Source organism: Streptomyces sp. NPDC052721, assembly GCF_040678315.1.
GTDB lineage: Bacteria > Actinomycetota > Actinomycetes > Streptomycetales > Streptomycetaceae > Streptomyces.
This window is the reverse complement of sequence record NZ_JBFATL010000009.1, coordinates 39905-52984: the sequence shown is the minus strand read 5'-3', so window position 1 is coordinate 52984 and position 13080 is coordinate 39905. Positions and strand designations below refer to the sequence as shown.

The 13080-nt window shown below is 70.1% G+C and carries 4 protein-coding genes; 2 read left to right on the top strand and 2 right to left on the bottom strand.

Going from position 1 to position 13080, the window contains the following annotated elements:
• Positions 1-15: 15 nt before the first annotated feature.
• Entirely contained in the window at positions 16-6351 is a 6336-nt protein-coding gene (locus AB0L21_RS11595) for a protein kinase (protein ID WP_365783556.1), read from the bottom strand.
• Positions 6352-6683: 332 nt separating this feature from the next.
• On the opposite strand from AB0L21_RS11595, the gene AB0L21_RS11590 reads away from it, so the two are divergent.
• Positions 6684-7724, top strand: a complete 1041-nt coding sequence (locus AB0L21_RS11590) for a hypothetical protein (RefSeq protein WP_365783554.1) — start codon at positions 6684-6686, stop codon at positions 7722-7724.
• 299 nt (positions 7725-8023) lie between these two features.
• On the opposite strand, the gene AB0L21_RS11585 is transcribed toward AB0L21_RS11590, so the two are convergent.
• The gene (locus AB0L21_RS11585) at positions 8024-9553 is read right to left on the bottom strand and encodes a UDP-N-acetylglucosamine 1-carboxyvinyltransferase (protein WP_365783552.1); all 1530 of its coding nucleotides are present in this window, start codon (positions 9551-9553) and stop codon (positions 8024-8026) included.
• A gap of 545 nt (positions 9554-10098) precedes the next feature.
• Between AB0L21_RS11585 and acnA the strand changes: the two genes are divergently transcribed.
• The gene (gene acnA / locus AB0L21_RS11580; protein WP_365783550.1) at positions 10099-12816 is read left to right on the top strand and encodes an aconitate hydratase AcnA; all 2718 of its coding nucleotides are present in this window, start codon (positions 10099-10101) and stop codon (positions 12814-12816) included.
• Positions 12817-13080: the final 264 nt, after the last annotated feature.

Genomic DNA, 13080 nt, shown 5'->3' with positions numbered 1-13080 from the left:
AGAGAGGCGCGGCGGTCAGCGCAGGTGGAAATAGGCGGCGTTGTGCTCGACGAGGGTGTCCCAGTCCGCGTCCGTGGGGAACCGCAGGACGTCCCAGCCGGCGTCCTCCAGGCGGTAGCCGGCCTCCAGGTCGCGGGTGGAGTCGGCCGTGCGGCCGGGGACGTCGACGAACACCGCGAGGTTGGCGCCGTCCAGGCGGAAGACGAGGTCGGGGCGCGCTGCCGCCCCATCGACGAAGGCATTGACCTCGTCCGGCAGCCGGTAGCCCTTCGCCTTCAGCCAGCCGAGCAGATCACCCCGGGCGACGAGAGCCGCCAGATCGGCCTCCACCGGGGTCGGCGAGGCGGTGTTCTGGGACGCGGCTGTCGGGGCGAGCCTGCGGAAGCGCTCGCTGCGGGACTCGCCACGGTCCTCCCGCCGGGTCCGAGCGTGGGCCAGCCGCACGAGGAGAGGGTGGGCGGCGTGCCGGCTGAGCTGGCGGTGGTGGGTCTGGTTCGCATAGGTCAGCAGGCAGGCGTAGCAGCCGCGAGCGCACTTCTCGCCGTCCTCCGGACCACCTTCGTCCTCGCCGGTGTCCGGATCGAAGTGGCAGATCTCCAGGGCGGTTCGGGCGGCTTCGGCAAGGGCGTCCTTGTCGTGCTGGACGCGGCGCAGGACACCGGCTCCGCCCTCGGCGGCCTCCGTGAACAGCATGCGGCGGCGCGGGCCGTCATCCGGCGGCAGCAGCTCCGCGGTCAGCTCGGAGTCCTCCAGCTCGAACGCCGCCTCGATGCCCCGCTCCAGCGCGTACAGGAACGACAGGGCCACCGGCTCCGGCAGCGGCTCCTCCAGGGTGACCACGAGAATGTTGCGGCGGTCCTCGACGAAGGGCAGGACGCGTTTTTTGCGGCGCTTCTCGTTGCCGTCCTCGTCGACCACCGGCATGCCGGTGCCCTCGATGGCGTCCGCGGCGGCCCGGTCGTTGAGCCAGCGGCCGTCGCCCAGGTCCAGCCAGTAGCCGTCCGGCTCCCCCTCCTTGTCGCGGACGCGGCCGAGGTTGGTGATCCGGACGGTGGCGGAGTCGCCGTAGTCCAGGTCGAGGAGGGGCGCCCCGTCGGCGTCGGTGACATGCGAGGTCAGGCGTCCCTTGCGGGCACCGTGATCCTGGAACGCGTACGAGGTCTCCAGGCGGAAGCCGGCCCGGCGGCGCTCCTCCTCGTCCGAGGAGATCCGCTCGCGGGGGGTGGTGTACACGGTGTGCAGGTGCAGCAGGCCGGTGCGCTTGCCGCGCAGCTCCTCGCCGCACATCGTGCACGTGTCGGAGCCGGGCCTGACGGCGTAGTGGTAGCCGCAGCCGTCGCACCGCCTGGCCTCCGCCGTCGCCAGCTCGCCCGAGGCGTCCGGCGGCAGCTGCACCCGGGTGACCTGGTAGCGGGCGCCCTCGTGGTAGATGAGCGCGCCGGGGCCGAACTCGCGGATCGCGAGGAACCGGGGACGCTGGAGGTAGTCGCCGTCGGCGTTGCGGCGGTTGCCGGAGCGCGGGATGTAGGCGGCCAGCGGCAGCCGCGGGAAGCTGTAGCCCGGCAGGAAGCCCTCGGAGGCGAGATAGCGGTACGGATTGAAGTCGCTCATCACCGACTTGCTGTCAACGGAGCGGTTCAGCAGCAGGTTCGTCTGTGTCTCGGCCTCCCGCCGACGACTGCGTGCCCGGCTCTGCTCGCCCGGGGAGAGGGTGTGGTCGACGACGCGCTTGTTCTGCTCGTACTGGTCGATGACGGCTGCGCGGAACAGCTCGCGCCACCGGTCGAAGGCGGCGTCGAACTCCTGTGGGGCCCGCTCGATGCGGTCCTCGATCCACTCGTCGTACCACCAGGTGGTCGACTCGAAATCCGCGATCAGCGGGGCGAGGACGGTACGGGCGGTCGTGGCCGCGCGTCTGCGGGCGTCCTCGTCCAGGGACTTGCTGAGGATGTCGGGTCGGAGCGGCAGCGGCATGTGCGGATCGGGGCGGTCGTTGCCGTCGGGGTCATAGGCGACGTCGATGACCTCCGGGATCGCGGTGCCGAGCTTCATCCCGGTCTCCGCCAGCCAGATGCCCTGCAGATGGGAGCGGACCAGATCCTCGTTGGCCAGATCCAGGCGCGGCGGGGCCACCTGTCCCGCCACCATGTCCTGGGACCGGCGGAAGTAGTACTGGTCATGGCTGTTGCCGGTCGCACAGTACGTTGTCACCAGCGCGGGCTGACCCGAACGGCCCGCCCGGCCCGAGCGCTGCGCGTAGTTGGCCGGGGTCGGTGGCACGTTGCGCATCAGCACGGCGTTGAGCGAGGAGATGTCCACGCCCAGCTCCATCGTCGGTGAGCAGTACAGCAGGGGCAGTTCGGCGTCGCGGAACTGCCGCTCGCGCTCCAGCCGGTCCTCGGGGGTGACCTGCGCCGTGTGCTCCCGCGCGTAGAGGCCGGCCAGTTCAGCGGCCGCGGTGCGGTACAGGTCGCGGAAGAACGGGTTGACGCGGGGGCCCTCGCCGCTGCTGTAGGTGCGCGCCAGTGGGTCGATCGCGCCCCGCTCGCCGTCCCCGGCCCGCCAGATCAAGGCGGCGGCCGACACCCGGTGACCGGTGCGCTTCTCCGCCGCGCGGCGACGGTATGCGGGGCCGGAGTGCTCGGGGGTCGCCTCGACTTCGCGTACCAGGTCCGCGTCCCGCAGCACCTTCAGCAGGTCTTCGATGACGCACTGCACGTCGTCGAGGGGAAGGTCGCGCAGCTCGGGCATGTTTCGCCGCAGGTACTTGCCGAACTTGCCGCGTGCCGACAGGAACAGCGCGGAGCGCTCCATGCCGGGGCGTGAACCGTACGGATAGGCCGTCCCGACGACGGGGCGGTCGCTTTCGCTCAGCACCCATGGTCCGGTGAGGCGCTCCTCGCTCGCCCGCTGCAAGACGTCGAAGTCGTCGCGGAAATACTGCACGTCGATGGCGAGGGCACGCCGCATGTGGTCGAGCAGGGTACGGGCGACCTCCTCGCGCAGCGCCGGGTCGGCGTCGCGCAGCACGGCGTGCGCGGACTGCCAGCGCTCGGCGCGGGCGGCGATCCAGTCCAGGTCCTCGTAGTCGATCCGCAGCAGGCCCGTCTGTTCCAGGTTCGGCATGGTGATGCGCCAGCCCCGCTCCAGGTCGCGGTACAGGCGGTAGCCGACGACGTCCCGGAAAGCCTTCGTCGCCCGGCGCTCCATCGAGGGGGGCAGGTCCGTGCCGGCCGCGTACTCCCGGGGCGTGAGGCCCATGACCTCGGTGACGGCCTCGGCGAGGTCGTCATGACGCAGCCCCTCCTCGCCGGTCTGCACCGTGGCCTGGTACAGGGCGCCACGCAACTGGGTCACCTGAGCGAAGTCGTTGAAGTGTCCGGCCTGGAGCGAGGCGTCCTGCCGGTTGTCCACGAAGGTGAGGAGCTTGCGCGCCTCCTTGCTCAGGCTCTCCTCCGGTACCGCCCGCAGGGACTTCACGATCGACGCGGAGATCAGCGAGGTCGCCGAGGAACGTCCCTCCTGATCCAGGGTGGCCAGCTTGGCGAAGTCCCGTCCGCGGGTCTGCTCGTAGGAGACCTGGCAGTGCACGCAGAACAGGAACGGCGCCGGGACGAACGCCGCCACCAGCCCCTCGCCCGACTCGTTTCCGTAGGCGTCCACGACGACACGCTTGGGCAGACGAGGCTTGTAGGACTTCTTGACGACCGTCACACCCTGGGCGTCCGACTCCAGCCACGACTCCGGCAACCGCCGGTCGTCCACGGCCTTCTGCGGGTCGGCCGGCCACTCGTAGTCCTCGCCGGGCATGCCCAGGTACAGATAGCCCTCGCCCTCGCGGCCCCCGGAGGCGGAGGTGTCCCGGCGCGGCTCGTACCGGAACGCTCCGCCGTCCTCGGTGCGCCAGACGGTCAGGTACTCCTGGCCGCACTCCCGGCAGAACGCCAGGGGGAACAGGGGCTTGCCGTCGCTGTCCGGCTGCTCCAGCTGGTAGGTGCGGGTGAGCGGCCGGGTCAGCGGATCTTCGAGCGTCGTGTAGACGGTGTCGCCCTTGGAGAGGAACTGGTGCAGCCGGAAGGCGAACAGCGGCCGCTCCGTGACCGGGTGCTTGGCCTGCGCGCCCGCCTCCAGGGTCGTGCGGATCGCCTCGCGCACGCTCTCCTCGGGCACTGCGGACTGCGCGGCCAGCTCGGCCGCCGCCTCCTCGACGGTGCCCGGGGCACAGCGACGCAGCCGCCCCGTGCCCGCCTCGCGCTCCAGACCGAACCGGGACTCCACCCAGCGGGCCAGCGGGTCCTTCGTCAACGCCTCGTACGAGCGGGGCGCCGCCGGCACCCGCAGCCGCTCGGCGGGCACGGACTCGGGGGCCTCTTCGGTCGCCCGGACCAGGGTCTCGCCGATGACCCGCTTCGGCAGCACCGTCGTACCGAAAAGCCGGCCGGCGACCTTGGCCACCTCGCGCTGCTGGTCCTCCCACGATCCCTCGGTGGACATGGTCGCCGAGGTGCCGATGCACTGGAGGGTCGCGGACGCGCGGCAGGCCTCACGCACCCGGCGGATCAGGAACGCCACGTCCGCGCCCTGCCGGCCCCGGTAGGTGTGCAGCTCGTCGAAGACGAGGAACTGCAACCCCTCGGCCATGCGGATCAGGCTGGACCGGTCGTCCGGCCGGGTCAGCATCAGCTCCAGCATCACGTAGTTGGTCAGCAGGATGTCCGGCGGGTTCTTGCGCAGCTGCCGCCGGTCCTCGTCGGACTCCTGGCCGGTGTAGCGGGCGAAGGTGACCGGCTCGCGACCCTTCCCGAAACCGTGGCGCAGATACTTCTCCAGCTCTCCGAGCTGCGAGTTGGCCAGCGCGTTCATCGGGTAGACGACGATCGCGCGCACCCGGCCGCCGGCGTCCGGACCCGCCGCCTGACGCTCCTTCAGCACGTGGTCGACGATCGGGACGATGTACGACAGCGATTTGCCCGAACCGGTGCCCGTGGTGAGCACGTAGGAGTCTCCCGCCTGCGCGGCCTCGATCGCCTGCCGCTGGTGCAGGTGGAAGGTCAGCGGGCGGCCGTCGGGGCGCGGCGACGTCTCCTTCTTGCCGGCCTGGAAGATCTCCGCGCACTTCGGGTGCAGCACTCCGTCCCGCACGAGGTCGGTGACCTGGCCGCCGTCGGCGAAGAACGGGTTCAGTGACAGCCACGGGTCGGGCCACTGCGACTTCGCCCGCAGGTCGTCCTCGACGAAGCCGGAGATGCGGGCGTCCCGGATCACCGTCGCGCTCTTGGTGAAGTCCTCGTACTCGCTGATCAGGTCGGCATGGATGCCGAAGACGTCCATCGCTTCGGGCAGGCGCGGCTCCCTGCGCGGCGCGGGGGCGGGGGTGGCGGGGGCAGGCTCTGGGAGCAGGGCGCGCAGCCGTGCCACGGGGTCCATCACCTCCCAGTGCGGCGCCAGGAGGGCGGCCGTGTCGTCCGGTGCGAGCGCGAGCGGGACCAGCGCCTCACGGACCAGGGCTGCGTTCTCGGGCCGGTTTTCGGCCTCCTTCTCCAAGAGGCGTTCCACCAGCCGGACCAGCTCGGCGGGCAGGTCCGGACGCACCAGGGTGAGCCGCGGCGGCTTCTCGTGCTGGTGCTGCTCGGAGAGCTCGTAGGGGGTTCTGGCGGAGAAGGGCGGCCGTCCTATCAGCAGCTCGTACAGGATGCAGCCGAGCGCGTAGAGGTCGGCCGGTGCCGAGACCCGCTCGGCGCGGAACTGTTCGGGTGCCATGTACCGGGCCGTGCCGACGCTGACCCCTGTGCTGGTCAGCCGCGTCTGGTCGGGATCGTCGACGACGGAGCCCATGCCGAAGTCGAGGATTTTGACGGTGCCGTCGCGGGTCAGCATCGCATTGGCCGGCTTCAGGTCGCGGTGGACGACCCCGGCGGTGTGCGCCGCGGCGAGTCCCGCGGCGATCTGCGCCCCAATGGCCGCGACCCAGGAGACGGGCAGCTGAGGCTCTTCGTCGATGAGGTCCGCGAGCGGATGGCCGTCCAGCAGCTCCATGGCCAGGTAGGGCAGGCCACTGCCGCCTGCTGTCCGGTCCACGCCACCGTCGATCAGCAGGGTGAGGTTGGGGTGGCCCTGCGAGAGCATGCGCATGATCCGCACTTCGCGGCGGAACCGGTCGATTTCCTTGCTCGCCCCCGATGCGTCGACGGCGACTCCGGTCCGGGCACGCAGCACGGTTTTGACCGCGACCTCCTGGTGAGGGGAGTCCGGGGCGGCCTGAAGATCCTGGGCCCGGTGCACCTCGCCCATGTTCCCGCGCCCCAGGACCCCGGTGATCCGGAACCGTCCGTCGACCGTCTCCTGGCCCACTGGCCCTCCCCGCTTCACCCGTCGCACACAAGGTGGGTACATTGCGTAGAGAGCGTATACCTTCACCTGTTGATGAGCATCACATCTTTCTGTTGACGATGTCAACACGAAGAACGCTCCCCGCACGCCGGCGGTACTGGATGCGGACCGTGTCAGCCGCGAGCAGACGCCCGAGGCGCGTGCCGAACCTCCTTCCGAGCCGGTCGGGAGGCAGGTTCGAAGCGGTAAAGGCGAGAGTTGACTGATTGGCGCCCTTTTCGGGCCTCCTCGATGGTTTCACCCTGAAGGAACGTGACTGAAACCGTGCACGGGCAGTGCCGAGGGGGACGCCCATGTCCGTACCGCTGTACGTTCCCGTGCTGCCGACTCGGCCGCATGCCGTGTCCGCCTACCGGGCGTTGTCGCCGGACATACGACGCCGGACCGCTCCGCTGTGGACACTGCCACCTCGTCCCGGCTTCCTGCCGAGGCCGCTGACCCAGCGGATCAGGAAGGAGGCTGGTGACATCGCCACCGCACACCGCCATGGCTCCGGCTGGCTTGATGCGCCGTTCGCCGACGACGTCGAAGCCGGCATTCTGTCCGACGCGCTCACTCCCGGCTGGTGGGACCACCGCAACCTGTGGCCCGTCACGGGACCGGGCCGCCCAGGAGCACAGCAGTCGCTGGCCCTCGCTGTGGCACGACGACGCCAGGACGGACTTGGCATGCGTGTGCGGATTCCCGCCGCCTGGAACGACGGCACGATGTCGGAAATCCTCGGACTGCTGGATCTACTTCCGCCGAGTTGCCCCGTCGACCTGCTCATCGACCTCTGCACCGTCCTGCCGGACCGTCCCGATGCCGCAAAGGAGGCGCTGCGCGCCCTGGACGCCCTCGTCCCGCTCATCTCATGGCGCACAGTGACTGTCATGGCCGGTGGCTTTCCCGATCCGCCATCCGACTTCCGGGAAGGTGTCCTGTACGAGGCGGCGCGCTCGGACTGGGAGACCTGGGAGGAGATCCAGCACAGCGGCCGTACCTATCTTTCCCGACTGACGTACGGCGACTACAGCGTCCATCCCGCCACCTATGCCGCACAGGTTCCGCCCGCTCGCAACGGGGGCCCGCCATGGGGTGTCCTCCGGTACACGACCGCCCGCTCCTACCACTTGTCGAAGGTGCCGCACGGTACGCAGTACGACGACAGCAACCGGGAGGCCGCACGATGCCTCACCCGCCTCACGGACTTCCGAGGCCCAGGGGCAACCGCAGGGGAGCGGTGGCTGCGAGACCGGAGCCTGGGCATGACCAGCACGGGCAACCACACCGTCTGGAATCGCGTGGGGAGCGTTCAGCACATGACCTATGTGGCTCGAAGCCTCGCACGCTGATGGCCGCTTCGGTCATCCAGGAGGCGAATGGCGTGAGTCGCCGAATCTCACCCTGGGTCGGCGAGCCAGGGGGCGGCGGTCCCCGTGAGGGATTGAACCCTCCCTGGTTTCGCCGCGCGCCGTGCCGCCAAAGCCGCCCAGCAGCGCTTGGCGCGTGCGCGTGAACGCCGGAGGCATCAAGGTGGACCTGCTAGGCAGGCGTGCCCACGCCGCCTCGGGTGGGTGGCGCCGCCACACCCCCGCCCGCCTCGCCTGCACGCGAGTCAGGAAGGGGATGACGGCGCTGTTTCCGACGGCCCTCAGATGTCCCGGAAAATCTCGATCTGCGCCCCGATCGAGTTCAGGCGCTCGGCCAGGTCCTCGTAGCCGCGGTTGATGACGTACACGTTGCGCAGCACCGACGTGCCCTCGGCCGCCATCATCGCCAACAGCACGACCACCGCGGGACGCAGGGCCGGCGGGCACATCATCTCGGCGGCGCGCCAGCGGGTCGGGCCCTCGACCAGCACCCGGTGCGGGTCCAGCAGCTGGAGCCGTCCGCCGAGGCGGTTGAGGTCGGTGAGGTAGATCGCCCGGTTGTCGTACACCCAGTCGTGGATGAGGGTCTGACCCTGCGCCGACGCGGCGATGGCCGCGAAGAACGGGACGTTGTCGATGTTCAGTCCGGGGAACGGCATCGGGTGGATCTTGTCGATCGGCGCCTCCAGCTTGGAGGGGCGGACCGTGAGGTCGACCAGGCGGGTGCGGCCGTTGTCCGCGAAGTACTCCGGCGACCGGTCGTGGTCGAGGCCCATCTCCTCCAGGACCGCCAGCTCGATCTCCAGGAACTCGATGGGCACCCGGCGCACCGTCAGCTCCGACTCGGTGACCACGGCGGCGGCCAGCAGGCTCATCGCCTCGACCGGGTCCTCGGAGGGGGAGTAGTCGACGTCGACGTCGATGTCCGGCACGCCGTGCACGGTGAGCGTCGTGGTGCCGATGCCCTCCACCCTGACGCCCAGCGCCTCCAGGAAGAAACACAGGTCCTGGACCATGTAGTTGGAGGAGGCGTTGCGGATGACCGTGACGCCGTCGTGCCGGGCGGCGGCCAGCAGCGCGTTCTCGGTCACGGTGTCGCCGCGCTCGGTCAGCACGATCGGCCGGTCGGGGCGGACCGCGCGGTCGACCTGCGCGTGGTACTGGCCCTCGGTGGCCGCGATGTCCAGGCCGAACCGGCGCAGCGCGATCATGTGCGGCTCGATGGTCCGCGTGCCGAGGTCGCAGCCGCCGGCGTACGGCAGTTTGAAGTGGTCCATGCGGTGCAGCAGCGGGCCGAAGAACATGATGATCGAGCGGGTGCGGACGGCGGCTTCGGCGTCGATCGCGCCCATCTCCAGCTCGGCGGGCGGGACGAGTTCGAGGTCGACACCGTCGTTGATCCAGCGGGTGCGCACGCCGATGGAGTTGAGCACCTCCAGCAGGCGGTACACCTCCTCGATCCGCGCCACCCGGCGCAGCACCGTGCGCCCCTTGTTCAGCAGCGAGGCGCACAGCAGCGCCACGCACGCGTTCTTGCTGGTCTTGACGTCGATGGCGCCGGACAGACGGCGACCGCCGACCACGCGCAGATGCATCGGTCCCGCGTAGCCCAGCGACACGATCTCGCTGTCCAGGGCTTCACCGATTCGGGCGATCATCTCAAGGCTGATGTTCTGGTTGCCGCGCTCGATGCGGTTGACCGCGCTCTGGCTGGTTCCGAGCGCCTCCGCGAGCTGCGCCTGTGTCCAGCCCCGGTGTTGCCGGGCGTCACGGATGAGCTTGCCGATGCGTACGAGGTAGTCGTCTGACATGAGCTTGAGGCTATCTCAGATATGAGATGGCGCCCGTCAGGGGGTCCATTCGGGTGATGCCGGTGACGGACCGTCAGGACCGGTCGGAGGAAGGCACGCTGCGTGACCGGAAAGGTCGGGCAAATCCGTCGATGTCATATGACATCGGACGGAGTGGGGAAGGGCTCGGTGCGGGCTCGTTGTGGACCGTACGGCGCGGCCTCGCGCGGAGGCGGCGGCCGTGCGGTGCCGGATCGCGGTCGCCGGGCGGTGCGCCTGGGGAGCGAGAAGGGGCGGTGCGCCCCGGTCGGCGGGGCCTCGCCGGCCGGGAGGGTCCGCGGCTGCGGGCGCGACGCGCGACGTGCGGGCGTCCCGGGGCCGGGTCGGGCATGACCGAGCCGCGCCCATGTACTAGAGTTATCTCGACATCGAGATATCTGCCGAGGCGCACCGTAGCCGCCACTCCAGTAAGGCAAGCCTAACTTAGCCTCACCTCACTGGTTCGGCCAAGCCGGCGTGGCGGCACGATTGACGGTGGTACGCGCACATCAATGAAGGAGACTGTCGTGTCGGCGAACAGCTTCGACGCCCGCAGCACGCTGCAGGTGGGCGACGAGTCGTACGAGATCTTCCGGCTGGACAAGGTGGAGGGCTCGGCCCGCCTGCCGTACAGCCTCAAGGTCCTGCTGGAGAACCTGCTCCGCACGGAGGACGGCGCGAACATCACCGCCGACCACATCCGCGCCCTCGGCACCTGGGACTCCCAGGCCCAGCCCTCCCAGGAGATCCAGTTCACGCCGGCCCGCGTGATCATGCAGGACTTCACCGGCGTGCCCTGTGTCGTGGACCTCGCCACGATGCGTGAGGCCGTCAAGGAGCTGGGCGGCGACCCGGCCAAGATCAACCCGCTGGCGCCGGCCGAGCTGGTCATCGACCACTCCGTCATCGCCGACAAGTTCGGCACGAACGACGCCTTCAAGCAGAACGTCGAGCTGGAGTACGGCCGCAACAAGGAGCGCTACCAGTTCCTGCGCTGGGGCCAGACCGCCTTCGACGAGTTCAAGGTCGTCCCGCCGGGCACCGGCATCGTCCACCAGGTGAACATCGAGCACCTGGCCCGTGTCGTCATGGTCCGCGACGGCAAGGCCTACCCGGACACCCTGGTCGGCACCGACTCGCACACCACCATGGTCAACGGCCTCGGCGTCCTCGGCTGGGGCGTCGGCGGCATCGAGGCCGAGGCCGCCATGCTCGGCCAGCCGGTCTCCATGCTGATCCCGCGCGTCGTCGGCTTCAAGCTCACCGGTGAGCTGCAGCCCGGCACCACCGCCACCGACCTCGTGCTCACCATCACCGAGATGCTGCGCAAGCACGGCGTCGTCGGCAAGTTCGTCGAGTTCTACGGCGAGGGCGTGGCCGCCACCTCGCTCGCCAACCGCGCCACCATCGGCAACATGTCGCCGGAGTTCGGCTCCACCGCCGCGATCTTCCCGATCGACGACGAGACCCTGAACTACCTGCGCCTGACCGGCCGCTCCCAGCAGCAGGTCGCCCTGGTGGAGGCCTACGCCAAGGAGCAGGGCCTCTGGCTGGACCCGGCCGCCGAGCCGGACTTCTCCGAGAAGCTGGAGCTGGACCTCTCCACCGTCGTCCCGTCCATCGCCGGCCCGAAGCGCCCGCAGGACCGCATCGTCCTCGCGAACGCCGCCGAGCAGTTCAAGCAGGACGTCCGCAACTACGTGGACAGCGTGGACGAGGCGGGCCAGGAGTCCTTCCCGGCCTCCGACGCGCCGGCCGTCGCCCCGAACGGCGCGCCGAGCAACCCGGTCCCGGTCACCGCCCCCGACGGCACGACCTACGAGCTGGACCACGGTGCGGTGACGGTCGCGGCCATCACCTCCTGCACCAACACCTCCAACCCGTACGTCATGATCGGCGCCGCCCTGGTCGCCAAGAAGGCCGTCGAGAAGGGCCTCACCCGCAAGCCGTGGGTCAAGTCCACCCTCGCCCCGGGTTCGAAGGTCGTCACCGACTACTTCGAGAAGGCCGGCCTCACCCCGTACCTGGACAAGCTGGGCTTCAACCTCGTCGGCTACGGCTGCACCACCTGCATCGGCAACTCCGGCCCGCTTCCGGAGGAGGTCTCCAAGGCCGTCAACGACCACGACCTCGCCGTCACCTCGGTCCTCTCCGGCAACCGGAACTTCGAGGGCCGCATCAACCCCGACGTCAAGATGAACTACCTGGCGTCCCCGCCGCTGGTCGTCGCGTACGCCATCGCGGGCTCCATGAAGGTGGACATCACCCGGGACGCCCTCGGCACCGACCAGGACGGCAACCCGGTCTACCTGAGGGACATCTGGCCGAGCGAGGCCGAGGTCAACGACGTCGTCGCCAACGCCATCGGCGAGGACATGTTCGCCAAGTCCTACGAGGACGTCTTCGCCGGCGACGCCCAGTGGCAGTCGCTGCCGGTCCCGACGGGCAACACCTTCGAGTGGGACCCGCAGTCCACCTACGTCCGCAAGCCCCCGTACTTCGAGGGCATGGGCATGGAGCCGGCCCCGGTCGAGGACATCGCCGGCGCCCGCGTCCTCGCCAAGCTGGGCGACTCGGTCACCACCGACCACATCTCCCCGGCCGGTGCCATCAAGGCCGACACCCCGGCCGGCAAGTACCTGACGGAGCACGGCGTCGAGCGCCGCGACTTCAACAGCTACGGCTCCCGCCGCGGCAACCACGAGGTCATGATCCGCGGTACGTTCGCCAACATCCGCCTGCGCAACCAGATCGCGCCGGGCACCGAGGGCGGCTACACCCGCGACTTCACGCAGGAGGGCGCCCCGGTCTCCTTCATCTACGACGCCTCGCAGAACTACCAGGCCGCCGGCATCCCGCTGGTCGTCCTGGCCGGCAAGGAGTACGGCTCCGGCTCGTCCCGCGACTGGGCGGCCAAGGGCACCGCGCTGCTCGGGGTCAAGGCCGTCATCGCCGAGTCGTACGAGCGCATCCACCGCTCGAACCTCATCGGCATGGGCGTGCTCCCGCTCCAGTTCCCGGAGGGCGCCTCGGCCCAGTCCCTCGGCCTGACCGGTGAGGAGACCTTCTCCATCTCCGGCGTCACCGAGCTGAACGAGGGCCGCACGCCGCGCACGGTCAAGGTCACCACCGACACCGGTGTCGAGTTCGACGCGGTCGTCCGCATCGACACCCCCGGTGAGGCCGACTACTACCGCAACGGCGGCATCATGCAGTACGTGCTGCGCAGCCTGATCCGCAAGTAAGCGGTACGGCACGGCACAGCTGTTCAGGGCCGTATCCCCGGTGCCGGGGGTACGGCCCTTCGCCGTACGCGCGCCGGGCGGCGGACAGGCCCGGGCAGCGCCCCCCGACCGGCCCGCGGGGCACGACGCCCGCGTGCACACCCCGCCCGGTACGACCGGCACCGTCACCCTGGAAGGGCACGGTGGGCGGCCACACGGTCCGTGCCCGTGGCGACGGCCCCGGCATCCCGTGCACAGCGCACCGGCCGCAGGCCGCCCCGCAGG